Raw genomic sequence first — 15,170 nt, forward strand, 5'->3', positions numbered from 1 at the left:
AGTTCGGGCGACCCCGACACATCGAAAACCGCCGCGTCGTGGTTCGGCGCGTGTATCTTCCTGATTGTAGCCGCTACCATCCTGCGCTCCTTCTTCCTGTAATCTTCATAATAACAATGATTATGGAGTACAATATAAATAAAGGAATCGGAAAGAGCGTCGAGTTCAAGGGTTTGAAAGCGCAATACCTGTTTATTTTCGCGGGCGGACTGCTCTCCGTGTTCGTCGTCTTCGTCATCCTTTACATGGCGGGCGTCGATCAATGGTTTTGCATCGGCTTCGGCGTTATTGCCGCTTCCGCGCTGGTATGGCTGACCTTCAACCTGAATGCGAAATACGGCGAGTACGGGCTGATGAAACTGCTGGCAAAACGCCAGCACCCGCATTATCTGATTAACCGCAAGAACTCGCGCCGCTTCTTCCTGCACCGTAAGAGAAAGGAGGCCGTGTATGCGTAACACACTAAAAGCAGCCACCATCGAAAGCAAGTTCCCCTTGCTTTCGGTGGAACACGGCTGCATCATCAGCAAGGACGCGGATATTACGGTAGCTTTCCGGGTGGACTTGCCCGAACTGTTCACCGTAACCTCCGCCGAATATGAAGCGATACACTCGGCATGGGCGAAAGCGGTGAAGGTGTTGCCGGATTACTCGGTTATCCAAAAGCAGGATTGGTTCACAAAAGAGAACTACAAGCCGGAAACGGACAGGGAAGACATGAGTTTCCTGTCCCGGTCTTTTGAAAGGCATTTTAACGAACGTCCCTACCTGAACCACACCTGTTTCCTCTACCTGACAAAGACGACGAAAGAGCGGATGCGCATGCAAAGCAACTTTTCCAGCCTTTGCCGGGGTAACATCATCCCAAAGGAAGTCAATAAGGACACGGCGGTAAAATTTCTGGAGGCTGTCGGCCAGTTCGAGCGCATTGTAAACGACAGCGGGTTTGTCCGCCTCACGCGCCTTGCTTCGGACGAAATAACGGGAACGCCGGAAAGCGCGGGGCTTATCGAAAAATACTTTGCCCTGTCGCTCGACGACACAACCTGCCTGGAGGATATGGAACTCGGTGCGGACGGCCTTCGTGTGGGCGATAAACATATTTGCCTGCACACGGTGTCGGACGTGGAAGACTTGCCCGGAACGGTCGGAACGGATATGCGCTATGAACGTTTGTCCACCGACCGGAGCGACTGCCGGTTGAGTTTTGCCGCACCCATCGGACTGCTGTTGTCCTGCGATCATGTGTACAATCAATACATTTTCTTGGATGACAGTGCCGAAAACCTGCGGAAATTCGAGAAGTCTGCCCGCAACATGCAATCCCTGTCCCGCTATTCAAGGGGTAATCAAATCAATAAGGAGTGGGTCGATAAATATTTGAATGAGGCTCACTCGTTTGGTTTAACTTCTGTCCGGGCGCATTTCAACGTCATAGCGTGGTCGGATGATGCCGAAGAATTAAAGCATATCCGTAACGACGTCGGCAGCCAGTTGGCTTTAATGGAATGCAAGCCGCGCCACAACACGACGGACGCGGCAACGCTCTATTGGGCGGCGATGCCGGGCAATGCGGGGGATTTTCCGAGTGAAGAATCGTTTTATACATTCATAGAGCCTGCCCTGTGCTTCTTCACCGGGGAAACGAATTATAAATCTTCGCCTTCCCCTTTCGGGATCAAGATGTGCGACCGCGTGTCGGGAAAGCCCCTCCATGTGGATATTTCCGACCTTCCGATGAAAAAGGGAATTACCACCAACCGCAACAAGTTTGTCTTGGGGCCATCCGGCAGCGGGAAATCCTTCTTTATGAACCACCTTGTGAGGCAATACTGGGAACAGGGAACGCACGTCGTCCTCGTGGACACGGGTAACAGCTATCAGGGCTTGTGCGAAATGATACGCCGCAAGACCAAAGGGGAAGACGGTATCTATTTCACCTACACCGAGGAAAGCCCGATTTCGTTCAATCCGTTCTACACGGACGACTGTGTGTTCGACGTCGAGAAGAAGGACAGCATCAAGACGCTGCTGCTCACGCTCTGGAAGTCCGAGGACGACAGGGTCAGCAAGACCGAAAGCGGGGAACTCGGCAGCGCGGTATCGGCCTATATCGAGCGGATAAGGGCAGACCGTTCTATCGTCCCCTCGTTCAACACCTTCTACGAGTTTATGCGGGACGATTACCGCCGGGAACTGGAAGAAAGGGAAATCAAGGTAAGCAAAGAGGATTTTAATATCGACAACATGCTGACCACCCTGCGCCAGTATTACCGGGGCGGACGTTTCGACTTCCTCCTCAACTCGGACAAAAACATCGACCTGCTTTCCAAGCGCTTCATTGTCTTCGAGATAGATTCCATAAAAGAGAACAAGGAATTGTTTCCCGTGGTTACGATTATCATCATGGAGGCGTTCATAAACAAAATGCGCCGCCTGAAAGGTGTCCGCAAGCAACTGATTGTGGAGGAGGCGTGGAAAGCCCTTTCGTCCGCGAATATGGCTGAGTATCTGAAATATATGTACAAAACGGTAAGGAAATATTTCGGGGAAGCCGTCGTCGTAACGCAAGAAGTGGACGACATCATCGCCTCGCCCGTCGTGAAGGAAAGTATCATCAATAACTCCGACTGCAAGATACTGTTAGACCAACGCAAGTACATGAACAAGTTCGACAGTATCCAAGCCCTTTTGGGACTTACCGAAAAGGAAAAGGGGCAAATCCTTTCCATCAACATGGCCAACAACCCTTCAAGAAAATACAAGGAGGTGTGGTTTGGTCTGGGCGGGGTGCAGTCAGCGGTGTACGCCACCGAGGTCAGCGCCGAGGAATACATGACCTACACGACCGAGGAAACGGAGAAGCTGGAAGTGATGCAAAAAACCGAAGAATTGGGTGGCAATATTGAACTGGCTATTAAACAGATAGCTGAAAGCAAGCGAAATAAAAATTAAGTATTAACCGGGGCTTTACGCCCCATAACCACTAAAAAATCATGTCAAGTAAATTCAGTAAAGAACAGTTGGAAAAGCTGGCGCTCTACACCGCGGGAATCAACAGTATCCTGTTGGAAGCGTTGCTGGCTTCGCCGTCGCCGGAATCGGAAGACGGGGAAGGAGAACGGGATGTTGAGGTAGAAATCTTCATTGTCGAAAAGGACAAAGAGCCTAAATCCCAAAAGTAAGGAGGATGCGCCATGTTCAGGAACAACAGTAACGTACCAGACCCATGTACCACGCGGACGCTTTTTCCCCTGCGGGAAATCGCCGGACGGTGGGTAAGCCCCGGCGGGTCGCCGGAAGTGCGTATAGTTTTCACGGGGACGCGCTACCGGCTGGAGTTTTCATACGATGCCGCCACGGTCTTTACCTGCCCGATCCGCAGGCAGTGGGGAGTTACGTTCTTTTGCCTGTACGGGCGCATCAGGATAAGTTATGACGCCGAAAGGGACGTACTCATACTTTCCGACTACGGCGAATATATCCGGGCGGATGAGGAATAGCCCATACGTGGCTATTCCCACACCGGATAAAAAAATCAGTATTAACAATCAAAAAAAATCAAAAATGAAAAAGATGTTTTTATGCCTTATGGCAATCGCGCTTTGCTGTACTTTTCAGGCACGGGCGCAATGGGCGGTCATTGACCCATCGAACCTCGCGCAGAATATCCTGACGGTTTCCAAAACCGCCACCACTGCGACCAATGTAATTAACTCCTTCAAGGAAATGCAGAAAATCTACGATCAGGGGAAACAGTATTACGACAAACTGCAATCGGTGCATAATCTTATCAAGGATGCCCGAAAGGTTAAGGAAACGGTGGAAATGGTCAGCGAAATATCGCAGATATATTCCACCAACTTCAACAGGATGCTGACGGATAAGAATTTCTCCGTTGCAGAACTGGAAGCCATATCGTATGGGTATTCCAAACTGCTGAAAGAGAGCGGAAACCTGCTTTCTGATATAAAGGATATCGTTTCGGCCACCAACGGGCTTTCCATGACCGACGCCGAGCGTATGGACGTGATAGGCGGGATACATGCCAAAATGGTCGAATACCGCAACCTTGTCCGGTACTATTCCCAAAAGAGTATCTCCGTTTCCTTTATCCGCAGCCAGCAGTCGGGCGACATGGAGCGGGTACGCGCCCTGTATGGCAGTCCATCCGAAAGATACTGGTAACAACAATGAAGAATTAAAAATTAAAAATGATGTTGTTAGCAATAGATTTTGAGAACCTGCACCAGCTTCTTCGGAACCTGTATCAGGAAATGATGCCCCTGTGCGGCGACATGGTGGGTGTGGCCAAGGGCTTGGCAGGCTTCGGCGCACTGTTCTATGTAGCCTACCGCGTATGGCAGGCTTTAGCCAGGGCGGAGCCGGTGGACGTATATCCGCTGTTACGTCCGTTTGCGATTGGCTTATGCATTATGTTTTTTCCCACAATCGTACTCGGCACGATCAACGCCGTTATGTCGCCCGTTGTTAAAGGGACGCATACCATACTGGAGTCGCAGATAACAGACGTACACGACTTGCAGAAGCAAAAAGAACAGTTGGAATACGATGCGCGGGTGCGCGAGGGCAAGGCGTGGCTGGTCAATGATGAAGTGTACGACCAGAAGATGAAGGATTTGGGAATACTGGATGCAACGGAGAAGCTCGGCATGTGGGTGGAACGCGGCTTTTACGACATGAAGATGTGGTTCCGGCAGTTGATCCGGGATTTCTTTGAACTGCTGTTCAATGCCGCTTCCCTGACGGTCGATACCCTGCGTACCTTCTTTTTGGTCGTGCTGTCCGTATTGGGGCCGGTGGCCTTCGCCTTCTCCGTTTACGACGGTTTCCAGTCCACGCTGACCGGGTGGCTCTCCCGCTACATCAGCGTGTACCTGTGGCTGCCCGTAGCCGACCTGTTTTCGGCGGTGCTGTCCAAAATACAGGCGCTCATGCTGAAAACGGACATCGCCCTGCTGCAAGACCCGTCATACGTGCCGGACGGCTCGGACGGGGTACATATCATTTTCCTCATTATAGGGATTATCGGGTATTTCAGCGTCCCGACGGTGGCGAACTGGATTATCCAGTCGGGCGGCATGGGAAGCTCGATGAAGGGGGTTAATTCGATGGGAAGCAAAGGCGCTGCAATGGTTGGAGCGCAGCCGGAGCCGCTGCCGGGAATATGGCCGGACGCGCCGGGGGGGCTGTTAAAAATATCGCAGGACGCCTGCTGAACAGGTCGAAAAGTGAATAAGCAATTAATAATTAAAACAATGGAATTTAAATCATTAAAAAACATCGAAACAAGTTTCAGGCAGATACGCCTTTTCGGTATCGTATTCCTGGTTGCCTGTACCGCCGTCACCGGTTATTCGGTATGGTCGTCGTACAGTTTCGCCGAAGCGCAGCGGCAAAAGATATATGTCCTCGACGGGGGCAAGTCCTTAATGCTTGCCCTCTCGCAAGACCTTTCGCAGAACCGCCCCGTCGAAGCGCGGGAACACGTCAGGCGGTTTCACGAACTGTTCTTTACCCTTTCCCCGGATAAGTCAGCCATCGAAAGCAACATCACAAGGGCTTTGTTCCTGGTGGATAAGAGCGCTTTCAAGTATTATCAGGATATGGCGGAAAAGGGGTACTATAACCGGATTATTTCGGGCAATATCAACCAGACTGTTGCGGTCGATAGCGTGGCGCTTGACCTTAATGTTTATCCGTACATGGCTGTAACCTACGCCCGGCAGATGATTATCCGGGCGTCGAACATCACCGAACGCAGCCTGATTACACGCTGCAACCTGATTAATTCGGTGCGCTCGGACAACAACCCGCAGGCTTCACGATGGAGAAGTTTGAAATCATTGAAAACCGCGATGTGCGGGTATTGGAAAGGTAGGCAGGCTATGGTAAAGAAATTATTCAGCAAAATCAATGAGTGGCTGGAAGACATCCTGCGGGGCTTGCTCGGCAGGATGACCCCAGACCGCCGGGTGATCCTCATACTGACGATGCTCCTGGTGTTCGGCGGCCTGTCTATCTACATGACCGTAAGCAGTATCTACAACTTCGGCAGGGACAGGGGCGAAAAGATGCGGATAGAGCAGATTGAAACCCTTAAACTCCGGCTGGAGCAGCAAAGGGACAGTATTAACCTATTAAACAAATTTCACAATGGAACAGGAAAATTTGAATAAGGGGACGCAACCGCCGGAAACGGCGGCAGCGCCCGAAGTGAACAACGAGGCTAAACAGAAGCCTCCGAAACCGGATAAGCCGAAAAAGGAACTTACTCCGGCGGAAATGCAAAAACGAAAGAAAATGCTCATCATGCCGCTGTTCTTCCTGGTTTTCGGCGCGGTCTTATGGCTGATTTTCGCCCCGTCCGGCAAGGACAAGGAAAAAGAGGCGCAGCAAGCCGGGCTGAACGTCGAACTGCCGATGCCGACCGATGGCGGGCTGGTATCCGACAAGCGCGACGCTTACGAGCGGGAAGCCATGCAGCAGAAGCAGCAGGATCGGATGCGCTCATTGCAGGATTTTTCCTACCAGCTTTCCCAGGCGGAGGAAAAAGCCAAAGCGGAAGTTCCCCAGTCCGTGGACTATTACGAAGCCCCGTCCCATACTACAGACAGACAGCGTACTTCCGCTATCCAGTCCTCGGCAGTTGCTACCAGGAGATCAACAAACAGTTGGGCGCGTGGTATGAGCAGCCGAAAGCGGATGAACAACCGCAAGCGGCGTTGGAATCCCGCATGCAGGAATTGGAGCGCAAACTGGTGGAAGCCGAACAGCGTAAGGCCGCCGAAGATGAACAGGCGGCAATGCTGGAAAAATCCTACCAAATGGCGGCGAGATATATGCCGCAAACCGTACAGGAAGCAAACGGAGCGGCAACGGGCGAAACTTCCGCTACGGCGGGGCAATCCGGTAAAACGGCAATCCAACCCATAAAACAGGTTCGGCAAAACGTCGTGTCGCTGTTGTCGGCTCCCATGAGTAACGGGGAATTTATTTCGGCATACAGCAAACCGCGTAACCTGGGCTTTTTGACCGCTGCCGGGAACGAAGGCGTTCAAGATAAAAACAGCATCCGCGCCTGTGTCTATCAAACCGTCACGCTCACAGGCGGGAAGGAGGTGCAAATAAGGCTGCTTGAACCATGCGGGCGGGGGAAACGGTAATACCCGCCAATGCCATTATTACCGGGTCGTGCAAGATTACGGGCGAACGGCTGGACGTTGCGGTTAATTCCATACAGTATGATGGTAACATTATTCCTGTCGAACTTTTGGTGTACGACATGGATGGCCAGCGTGGGGTGTTCGTACCCGGTTCGGACGAAATAAACGCCGCCAAAGAAGTCGCCGCAACGCTGGCAAATTCCGCCGGAACAAGCATTATGATTTCCGACAACGCGGGGTCGCAACTTGCCGCCGATATGGGAAAGGGACTTATTCAGGGAGCATCGCAGTATGTGAGCAAGAAAATGAGCGTGGTCAAAGTAACGCTGAAAGCGAATTACCGTCTGCTCCTGCTTCCGAAAACGCAATAAATAATCGCAAAACACCACTAAAAAAAATCTTTTTGTCAAACAATTTAAAATTAAAAAGCAATGAAACATCTTTTGATTCTGCTTGCCTTCGTGGTAAGCGCCTTTACTGCCAATGCGCAGGAAAAAACTACCGACACGGTAGCCGTACAAACGATGCCCTCCACAGGGGATTATTACCGGGGCTATACGCGCCCGCTGACCTTCAACCGGATGATTCCGCCATACGCTTTGGAGGTAACGTTTAACAAAACGGTGCATGTCATTTTCCCGTCCGCCATCCGCTATGTGGACTTGGGGAGCGCCGATCTCATGGCAGCCAAAGCCGACGGCACGGAGAACGTGCTGCGAGTCAAAGCTGCCCTGCGCGACTTTTCGCAGGAAAGCAACCTTGCCGTGATTACCGAAGATGGGGCGTATTATGCCTTCAACGTCAAATACGCCGATGAGCCGGTAAAACTCTCTGTTGAAATGACCGACTTCCTGCACGATGGCGAAGCGGTAAACCGCCCGAACAATGCCTTACAGGTCTATATGCAGGAATTGGGGCAGGAATCGCCGCTGCTGGTACGCCTGATTATGCAGTCCATCTACAAAAACAACGACCGCGAAATCAAACATATCGGCTGCAAGCGTTTCGGCATACAGCATACGCTAAAGGGGATTTATACCCATAACGGGCTGCTGTATTTCCACCTGCAACTGAAAAACTCGTCCAACGTGCCGTTCAACGTCGATTTTATCACTTTCAAAATCGTGGATAAGCAGGTAGCGAAGCGTACCGCCATTCAGGAACAGGTTCTGTGGCCGCTCCGCGCTACAATAATTTGATGTTGATTGGAGGGCAGCGTACCGAGCGAATGGTCTTTGCCTTGCCGAAATTCACCATTCCCGACGATAAGATGCTGGTCGTGGAACTCAACGAACAGAACGGCGGACGGCATCAGCGGTTTACCGTCGATAACACCGATTTGGTTCGCGCCCGTGTCATTAACGAATTAAAAGTAAAGTAAAATGAAACGGATAACAATTATCCTTACGCTTGCCCTATGCTTCGCCCTTCCGGGCGGGGCATACGCACAGCGTTGCTTACCCGGTATGCGGAGCATACAGGTAACGGGCGGCATGGCGGACGGTATTTATTCGTCTGCAACTCAAAATGAAACGGGCTATTACTTCGGCGCTTCGATGGCTACCTACGCCAAAAACTGCAACAAATGGGTGTTCGGTGCGGAATATCTTGAGCGGTACTATCCCTATAAGGACAGCCGTATCCCTGTGGCGCAATTCACGGGAGAGGGCGGGTATTTCCTGAATATCCTCGCCGATGGCTCCAAAACGTTTTTCCTTTCGCTGGGCGGTTCGGCTTTGGCGGGGTATGAAACATCGAATTGGGGAGAAAAAACCCTGTACGACGGTTCTGCGCTCCGGAACAAGGACGCATTTATCTACGGCGGGGCAATCACCCTCGAAATCGAAACTTACCTGACCGACCGGGTTATCCTTTTGATAACGGGACGCGAGCGGGTATTGTGGGGCAACTCTACGGGACGTTTTCATACGCAGTTCGGGGTCGGTTTACGCTTTATGGTTGATTAGGCATGAAAACGAGCGACGAGTGGTACACGCCTGCGGAGATTATACAATCGTTGGGCGAATTTGATTTAGACCCTGCATCCTCACCGGAAGCTACCGGCAGAACCGTTCGGCAAGGCATTTCTATACCGCCGAAGAAAACGGTTTGGAAAAAGACTGGCACGGCAGGGTATGGCTCAATCCGCCTTATTCGAATCCGCTGGTACAGCAGTTCCTAATTAAGATGGCCGGGCACAATAACGGTATCGCTTTGGTTTTTGCCAAAGTAGAGGCCAAGTGGTTCCACGACATTGTGCTGCGGCACGCTGCGGCAATCAAGTTCCTTTATGACAGGGTGCGGTTCTTCAGGCCGGACGGGACACAGGGCTTACAGCCAAGAAACGGCTCCATGCTTATCGCATACGGGATGGAGAACGCCCGGATACTCTCCGGCAATACCCTGAAAGGGAAATTTTTGTATTTATAAAATCAGTTCATCAATAAAAAATAATCACAATGAAAAAGATAAAAAGTTTTTTCGGGATAACAGCGTGGCTGGTGGCGATGATGCTGCTGGCCTTAGCCTGTAGCGACGATTTGGATATTCATACACGCTACTTATTTGATTTGGAAACTATGCCGGTTCCTAAAAAGATTGTGCAGGGCGAAACGGCGGAAATCCGCTGTAAATTAATCAGGGAAGGCGAGTACAGGGAGGCGCGGTACTGCATTCGTTTCTTCCAAACGGACGGAACGGGGGAATTGCGCATGGACGACGGCAGGATTTTAACGCCTAACGACCTGTTTCCGCTGACAAAAGAGGTGTTCCGGCTGTACTACACTTCGCATTGCACCGACCAGCAGGTGATTGACGTGTATGTGCAGGATTCATTCGGACAGGTTATTCAAAAAACCTTTTCATTCCAAAACGAGGGGACGGAAGACAAAGAAGAATAAAACAAGAGAGGCAAGCGCCCGGAGAAATTCGGGCGCTTACTGTATTTACATATTGATTATGAGATATATAATGATATTCTTCATCGCCTTGCTGCATTTGCCCGTATGGGGACAACCAGACAGGAAACCGGAAATAGAAAAACTCACGAAAAAGATTTATTCAGCAAAGGACTTTCGGCGGGTAGCGGATTCATGGCAACTATCCGTAAATGAATTATCCTGCTATCCGGTTATTTCTCCAGTCAGGAACCCGACTATCTCATCCGGTTTCGGAATGCGCAGGCATCCCATTTATAAAACGCGAAAGTTCCATACGGGAATTGATTTTGCACAAGTAAAAGGCGCTCCCGTGTATGCCACAGGAAACGGGGTCGTAACCCGCAAAGTACAATTCGGGATATGGGAATTTTATCGAAATTGAACACGCAGGCGGTTTTCGCTCGTTCTATGCGCATCTAAGCAAAACGCTGGTAAATGCGGGGGATTCGGTAAGGATGGGTAAACACATTGCCTGTGTGGGAAACAGCGGGCTAACGACAGGTTGCCACCTGCACTATGAAATCAGGAAGGGCAACCGCTTCCTGAATCCGATTAGTTGGTGCTATTGCCTGTTTGAAATAGTGAAAAACAAGTGATTCTTCCTTATTCTGTTTTGAAAATATGTATCTTTACAACGTTTTTAAATAAAAATCAGGTTCTTATGAATTATATAGAGCAAAACTTACAACCCGGAGAAGAAATAAAATATGTTGCAAAACTGCATTTCTTCCTGTTCGTGCAACCGGTTATATTGCTGCTTATCGGGGCTTTACTCGCATCAAGCCCTAAAGAAATATCAGCTATGACCACTATGCGGGGTTATTGATCCTGTTTTTCGGGCTTGTATCGCTCGTACAGAGGCTACTCGTAAAAACAGGTTCGTCTTACGCCGTAACCAACAAGCGGGTGGTGCTTAAAACTGGCATTATCAGCCGCTGTGCGGTAGATTTGATATTGGCAAAGTGTGAGGGCTTGCATATCCGGCAAAGCGTTTTAGGCAGGATATTCAACTTCGGCACAATTACGGTTACTACCGGAGGCGTTACAAGTTCATACCCGTATATAGCCGACCCGCTTGCTTTCCGGCGGGAGGTTAATACCCAAATAGGGTAACGCAGTTTTTTATCGGGCTTTTTGTTACTCTTTTTCTCCCGCATTATTTTTTCGCTCATGGAAAAAGTAACGGGCGGTTTCCCGCCCGAATAGTTTATTTGATGTCCGTCCCGAACATCCGATTAAAATGTTCTATCATTTGTTCCCGCGTATAGTGATGCCAATAGAGGCTGGCGGGATGGTAGGCTTCATACCGTCCGATTTCATACCCCATATCCGATTTGGTGAAGCGTTTACCCTCATCGTAACGCTTTTGGGTGCTTGCCAACCATCGTTCCCGCCGTTGCCGTTGTTTGATTGCCTCTAATTGAGTGAGCATAAACGTATGGTTCTCGCCTACGGTATGACCACACGGCATTTTATAATGGCTGTCCCTGCACATACGGCATTGTTTAATGGCTGCATCAAGGTCGGTAACTTCGATGCTTGCCCCTGTGATGTCTGTAATCGTTATCATTTCCATAACTCAAAATTTTACTATTAATACCCTGTTGTCCAGTAATTCGCGGCATTTGTAACCCGCCCGCTGGTGTACCCATAAATGGTGCGCCCCAAAGCCCCATTCAAAAAAATGGTGCGCTTCTGCGTTTTCCGCTCCGGTGCTGATTTCTTTCAATCCTCCGCGCAATTCTTCTTCGGTCTTGCTCCATAAGGCCACATTGACAATTTGTGTAAATGCCCATGCCGTTCCGTTATAAAAAATAGTTACCGGAGCTTCCAATGTTATTTCCATCGCTTTGTCATTTAGTTGTTATTCTCCGTAAATGTCCTGTATCCCGCTGCCGATCTTTGCCAATGCCTTCCGCTGTTCATCGGTTAGCCGCAGTATAAAATCGTCACTGCTGTACCATTCCCCGCTCGGTTCGGGTTCGTGGAAACACCGGCGGTTGGCGGTATCGACAATCGCCAGTATCACGTCTGTTTCCGTTGCGGTCAGTCCGCTAAGGGTAACGCTACCGTTTTTATTTATCGTCATTTTCATACTCTATTGGGTTGTTTGTTATGGGCGGATTGCTCCGCCCTGTTTGTTATTGAAATAAATTATTCAGCATCCATTCTGTTTCATACGACCAGAGATTATAATCTTTTACAATCCTGCGCCGGATGACTTCTTTTTGCCCAACCATTTCGGAAGCCTTTTCAAGCAGTTCTTTATCGCTGAATGCCTGTGCCCTGTCGATAAGAAAATCAACCATTTCGTTTTTCTGTTCATGCAAGTCGTCAATCTCATTGCAACGTTCCCCGTATTGACCTTTCAGGACACAAATCGTTCTGAAAAGTTCTGCAACAAGGCGGCTATCCCCGCACTTCTTAAATTCTTTACAGAACCCGTCCTTATCCATTTCGCCGGTTGCCATGTATATGGCTTCAATTGTTTGGTACTCTTCGCTTGTCGGAGTTAAACCTGTTCTTTCGATAAATTCCTGATAATTCATACCTTTTGTTTTTTAGTTGAATAATAGTGTTAATTGCCTAGCTACGGTCGTTTCCTGCAACATGGCCTGTACCTGCTTCACAATGGTGTTCGACAGGGTAGGGTTAAAATTGGAAGGGTCATTTTTGAGGCGATCCCGTTGCTCTGCATGGCGGTTTAACAATTCCCGTAAAGCGGCTGTGAGGCACTCTTTCCGGCTGTTACAAACCTTTCCCCATATTCCCATACCGTAACCGCCACCCGATCCTCCGGTCGAATAGCTGACTCCATACGTCCATTTTCCATTTGCGCCCTGACCGATGGTGATGTAATTGAACGCCGCCCAGCCTTTGCGGTCGATAAATTCAATCCGTTCCACGTCCTGAAATTCGGGGGTTGCCAGCCAGCCGTGTTCATTCAGGGTTTTGCCGGAAAATCCGAATATCCGTTGCTGGTCGTATGCCCTGCGGTTCATTATGATGTACCGGGGATCGCCGCCAAAACTTTCGTATTCGTCAATCATCTGCCGGTCGTTCCGGCGCAAAGCGATCAGGTAAACGGCCATGTATCGCCTTTCTTCTTTATATGGGCGGTATTCCCGTACCTGCGTTATCTTCTCGGATGTCGATAAAATCCTGTATTCCATGACTGTAATTTTTAGAATATTAAAAGAATGATTGTTACTACTAAAAGCGTGATTACCACCGCAATAATGAGAAGCGAGAGAAGACAGGAAAGAAGCCCTTTGAGGAACTTGAACCCGATGTAAAGTCCCGCCATTACCGCCACGAAAGCCCAACCCCACAGTGCGATTCCTGCGGCTATAAAGGCTATTTTCAAAACCCAACCTATGCTAATTGGAAGGTAGGAGGTTCGATGTTTCATATTTTTTTCTGCCCGTATCATAATTTCTGACCTTTTTTTTTAACGCTATGCCGTATCGGAGCCGGTGAGGAGTATTCGAGTTTCAGGTGCTTAAAAAAGGTAGTGTTCAGCCGACGCAAGGTTTTGGCGAATAAATACGCTCGCCCGAATAATTTAGGGAGGGAAAGAGGAAGATTTTTCGACAAACCCGTAGGGCTCGACCTTGCGGCGGCGTGAAGAACACGGAAATACCTTTGCGCCTGAAATCGAATGCTCATTAGGCTTCGATGGCATTGAAGCTAAACGGGGAAGAAATTATAGAAAGATACAGGCAGGAAAAAACGAAAAATAAACTCCACGTTTGTAGAAACAGTAGAGTTTAATCGCTAATTTTGTCTTCGTTAATTAAGGATATATTTTATGGAACGATTTTATCCCCTGTTTGATTTTTCAACCCAACAGTTATGTGAGTTGTTTGCAGATGCTTGCAAGGTGGGCAAGCACCTTGTGGAATATGACAAGCCGGGCGAGGAAGGAAGTTATGAGATTCCAAATTTCCCAATGGATGAGATATTTTGCAACATAAGTTCCGGTTGCCATACCAATTACTTCGTCTATATGAAAAACCATGAAGATTGGCCGGACGGGATAAGAATCGGGATGCCCCTGCTTGAACCAATGCATACGACTGCGTATGTGGATATGGATATTTCCCATTTGGATTGGTTTGTGGAAAAATATAAATTGATACCGCAGCCCGATAATGAAATAAGTGCGGCAGAAAGTTTGATTATGGATTTTGAGTTCAAACGACTTCGAGAACCTTCTTCTTTAAATTAGCATACCAGCCTCTTTTCGGAGGCTTTTTTGGCTCTGTCCCGCGCCACTCGCTGCCTGATGCTTCCATCGCTTATTTACTTGACAGCAAGCTGAAATAATCGGTTTATCTTTGCTCTCCCGTGAAATAAACCGATAAAAAATGAGCAATGGAAATAGTAATGGTAGAAGCCCGTACATACGAGGCGGTGATGTCCCGCTTCGAGCATTTGCCCGAAAGGTGGAAGCCCTGTGCGAACGGCATCAGGATAAAGCGTTGAAGCAATGGATGGACAACCAGGATGTGTGTATCGTCCTGAACATAAGTCCGCGCACATTGCAGACCTACCGTGATAATGGAACCCTGCCTTATTCGCAGGTAAACCACAAAATGTATTACAGGCCAGAAGATGTGCAAGCAGCGCTCCGGTTAATCGGAGAAAAGCGCCCGGAACGCGGACGAAAGGAGGCGCCTTATGGAAGATAACCTGATAACAAAGGACAATGAGCGCCTGAAATCGTTTTTCAAAGCGCTTGACCGGATGCTGGCAGGATTGGAAAAAATGGCTGGAAGCTATCGCCCGCCGTTGAACGGCGAACGCTTCCTGACCGACAGGGAAGTTACCCGGCAGTTGAAAGTCAGCCGCCGCACGTTGCAGGAGTGGCGTTATAGCGGACGGATACCCTATCTCCAGATAGGCAACAAGATACTTTTCCGCGAAAGCGACATTCAGGCAATGCTCGACAAAAATCTACGTAAAGCGTTTAAGTAAGCGGCTCTCCGTTCAATAAAACAGCCGTAAGGTTTCCTTTGAGGGATATTCTTACGGCTGTTTT

At 49.3% G+C, this 15,170-nt stretch carries 25 protein-coding genes and 4 pseudogenes; 23 read left to right on the forward strand and 6 right to left on the reverse strand.

From position 1 onward, the window contains the following. The 20 genes and pseudogenes from JCM10512_RS22170 to JCM10512_RS24310 all read left to right on the forward strand — a co-directional run. Nucleotides 1–102 (forward strand): DUF4134 family protein (locus tag JCM10512_RS22170; RefSeq protein ID WP_004315125.1); only part of this gene is annotated, 102 nt, incomplete at its 5' end. A 20-nt stretch (nt 103–122) separates the two neighbouring features. Then, entirely contained in the window at nt 123–458 is a 336-nt protein-coding gene (locus tag JCM10512_RS18355) for a DUF4133 domain-containing protein (protein ID WP_081741475.1), read from the forward strand. Continuing rightward, entirely contained in the window at nt 451–2,955 is a 2,505-nt protein-coding gene (locus JCM10512_RS18360; RefSeq protein WP_044165187.1) for a TraG family conjugative transposon ATPase, read from the forward strand. The genes JCM10512_RS18355 and JCM10512_RS18360 overlap by 8 nt, the downstream gene beginning before the upstream one ends. Before the next feature lie 41 nt (nt 2,956–2,996). Next, entirely contained in the window at nt 2,997–3,185 is a 189-nt protein-coding gene (locus JCM10512_RS18365; RefSeq protein ID WP_044165189.1) for a hypothetical protein, read from the forward strand. Nucleotides 3,186–3,197: 12 nt separating this feature from the next. Further along, on the forward strand, nt 3,198–3,503 hold the full coding sequence (locus JCM10512_RS24955) for a DUF3876 domain-containing protein (protein ID WP_081741470.1): 306 nt from the start codon (nt 3,198–3,200) through the stop codon (nt 3,501–3,503). Nucleotides 3,504–3,567: 64 nt separating this feature from the next. After that, on the forward strand, nt 3,568–4,188 hold the full coding sequence (locus tag JCM10512_RS18375; protein WP_044165193.1) for a DUF4141 domain-containing protein: 621 nt from the start codon (nt 3,568–3,570) through the stop codon (nt 4,186–4,188). Nucleotides 4,189–4,214: 26 nt separating this feature from the next. Next, nucleotides 4,215–5,260: pseudogene (gene traJ, locus JCM10512_RS18380) on the forward strand (conjugative transposon protein TraJ). Nucleotides 5,261–5,279: 19 nt separating this feature from the next. Next, nucleotides 5,280–5,902 (forward strand): annotated as a pseudogene (traK, locus tag JCM10512_RS18385) (conjugative transposon protein TraK). 7 nt (nt 5,903–5,909) lie between these two features. After that, nucleotides 5,910–6,200 carry a TraL conjugative transposon family protein gene (locus JCM10512_RS18390; RefSeq protein ID WP_158332239.1) on the forward strand — a complete coding sequence of 97 codons (291 nt, stop codon included), beginning with the start codon at nt 5,910–5,912 and terminating at the stop codon, nt 6,198–6,200. Beyond that, the gene (locus tag JCM10512_RS24285) at nt 6,178–6,957 is read left to right on the forward strand and encodes a hypothetical protein (protein WP_244437295.1); all 780 of its coding nucleotides are present in this window, start codon (nt 6,178–6,180) and stop codon (nt 6,955–6,957) included. The genes JCM10512_RS18390 and JCM10512_RS24285 overlap by 23 nt, the downstream gene beginning before the upstream one ends. Nucleotides 6,958–6,977: 20 nt before the next feature. Then, nucleotides 6,978–7,187, forward strand: a complete 210-nt coding sequence (locus tag JCM10512_RS25165) for a hypothetical protein (protein ID WP_439644388.1) — start codon at nt 6,978–6,980, stop codon at nt 7,185–7,187. Further along, entirely contained in the window at nt 7,166–7,558 is a 393-nt protein-coding gene (gene traM / locus JCM10512_RS24290; RefSeq protein WP_439644389.1) for a conjugative transposon protein TraM, read from the forward strand. Before JCM10512_RS25165 ends, traM begins: the two co-directional genes overlap by 22 nt. A 60-nt stretch (nt 7,559–7,618) precedes the next feature. After that, nucleotides 7,619–8,568 (forward strand): annotated as a pseudogene (gene traN / locus JCM10512_RS18400) (conjugative transposon protein TraN). Nucleotide 8,569: 1 nt separating this feature from the next. Beyond that, on the forward strand, nt 8,570–9,154 hold the full coding sequence (locus JCM10512_RS18405) for a conjugal transfer protein TraO (RefSeq protein WP_044165197.1): 585 nt from the start codon (nt 8,570–8,572) through the stop codon (nt 9,152–9,154). Between the two features lie 142 nt (nt 9,155–9,296). Next, nucleotides 9,297–9,617, forward strand: a complete 321-nt coding sequence (locus JCM10512_RS18410) for a DNA N-6-adenine-methyltransferase (protein WP_244437297.1) — start codon at nt 9,297–9,299, stop codon at nt 9,615–9,617. A gap of 29 nt (nt 9,618–9,646) precedes the next feature. Next, nucleotides 9,647–10,087 carry a DUF3872 domain-containing protein gene (locus JCM10512_RS18415; RefSeq protein ID WP_044165199.1) on the forward strand — a complete coding sequence of 147 codons (441 nt, stop codon included), beginning with the start codon at nt 9,647–9,649 and terminating at the stop codon, nt 10,085–10,087. A gap of 58 nt (nt 10,088–10,145) precedes the next feature. Beyond that, complete coding sequence (locus JCM10512_RS24295) at nt 10,146–10,508, forward strand: M23 family metallopeptidase (RefSeq protein WP_244437298.1); 363 nt, start codon at nt 10,146–10,148, stop codon at nt 10,506–10,508. Then, nucleotides 10,504–10,722, forward strand: a complete 219-nt coding sequence (locus JCM10512_RS24300) for a M23 family metallopeptidase (protein WP_244437311.1) — start codon at nt 10,504–10,506, stop codon at nt 10,720–10,722. Before JCM10512_RS24295 ends, JCM10512_RS24300 begins: the two co-directional genes overlap by 5 nt. A 65-nt stretch (nt 10,723–10,787) precedes the next feature. Then, the gene (locus JCM10512_RS24305; protein WP_244437299.1) at nt 10,788–10,952 is read left to right on the forward strand and encodes a hypothetical protein; all 165 of its coding nucleotides are present in this window, start codon (nt 10,788–10,790) and stop codon (nt 10,950–10,952) included. Then, nucleotides 10,949–11,239 carry a PH domain-containing protein gene (locus JCM10512_RS24310; RefSeq protein ID WP_500778532.1) on the forward strand — a complete coding sequence of 97 codons (291 nt, stop codon included), beginning with the start codon at nt 10,949–10,951 and terminating at the stop codon, nt 11,237–11,239. Before JCM10512_RS24305 ends, JCM10512_RS24310 begins: the two co-directional genes overlap by 4 nt. A 94-nt stretch (nt 11,240–11,333) precedes the next feature. Here the strand turns inward: JCM10512_RS24310 and JCM10512_RS24315 are convergent, their stop codons facing one another. From JCM10512_RS24315 to JCM10512_RS18460, 6 genes are read right to left on the reverse strand one after another with little or no spacing between them, the layout of a single operon-like run. Continuing rightward, the gene (locus JCM10512_RS24315; RefSeq protein WP_244437301.1) at nt 11,334–11,702 is read right to left on the reverse strand and encodes a hypothetical protein; all 369 of its coding nucleotides are present in this window, start codon (nt 11,700–11,702) and stop codon (nt 11,334–11,336) included. Between the two features lie 3 nt (nt 11,703–11,705). Then, nucleotides 11,706–11,972 carry a DUF8466 domain-containing protein gene (locus JCM10512_RS18440; RefSeq protein ID WP_044165203.1) on the reverse strand — a complete coding sequence of 89 codons (267 nt, stop codon included), beginning with the start codon at nt 11,970–11,972 and terminating at the stop codon, nt 11,706–11,708. 18 nt (nt 11,973–11,990) lie between these two features. Beyond that, nucleotides 11,991–12,221 (reverse strand): hypothetical protein, encoded by a 231-nt coding sequence (locus JCM10512_RS18445; protein WP_044165204.1) that lies wholly within the window; start codon nt 12,219–12,221, stop codon nt 11,991–11,993. A 46-nt stretch (nt 12,222–12,267) separates the two neighbouring features. Then, complete coding sequence (locus JCM10512_RS18450) at nt 12,268–12,675, reverse strand: hypothetical protein (protein WP_044165206.1); 408 nt, start codon at nt 12,673–12,675, stop codon at nt 12,268–12,270. A gap of 12 nt (nt 12,676–12,687) precedes the next feature. After that, nucleotides 12,688–13,299 carry a hypothetical protein gene (locus tag JCM10512_RS18455; protein ID WP_148298469.1) on the reverse strand — a complete coding sequence of 204 codons (612 nt, stop codon included), beginning with the start codon at nt 13,297–13,299 and terminating at the stop codon, nt 12,688–12,690. A gap of 11 nt (nt 13,300–13,310) precedes the next feature. Continuing rightward, nucleotides 13,311–13,538 carry a hypothetical protein gene (locus JCM10512_RS18460; RefSeq protein WP_244437303.1) on the reverse strand — a complete coding sequence of 76 codons (228 nt, stop codon included), beginning with the start codon at nt 13,536–13,538 and terminating at the stop codon, nt 13,311–13,313. Between the two features lie 399 nt (nt 13,539–13,937). Between JCM10512_RS18460 and JCM10512_RS18465 the strand changes: the two genes are divergently transcribed. From JCM10512_RS18465 to JCM10512_RS18475, 3 genes and pseudogenes are all read left to right on the forward strand, one after another. Continuing rightward, on the forward strand, nt 13,938–14,357 hold the full coding sequence (locus JCM10512_RS18465) for a hypothetical protein (protein ID WP_044165209.1): 420 nt from the start codon (nt 13,938–13,940) through the stop codon (nt 14,355–14,357). A 146-nt stretch (nt 14,358–14,503) separates the two neighbouring features. Then, nucleotides 14,504–14,820 (forward strand): annotated as a pseudogene (locus JCM10512_RS18470) (helix-turn-helix domain-containing protein). After that, nucleotides 14,810–15,106 carry a helix-turn-helix domain-containing protein gene (locus tag JCM10512_RS18475; protein WP_044165210.1) on the forward strand — a complete coding sequence of 99 codons (297 nt, stop codon included), beginning with the start codon at nt 14,810–14,812 and terminating at the stop codon, nt 15,104–15,106. The pseudogene JCM10512_RS18470 and the gene JCM10512_RS18475 overlap by 11 nt, the downstream one beginning before the upstream one ends. Nucleotides 15,107–15,170 lie beyond the last annotated feature (64 nt).

The sequence above is a fragment of the Bacteroides reticulotermitis JCM 10512 genome, assembly GCF_000517545.1.
Classification (GTDB): Bacteria; Bacteroidota; Bacteroidia; order Bacteroidales; family Bacteroidaceae; genus Bacteroides; species Bacteroides reticulotermitis.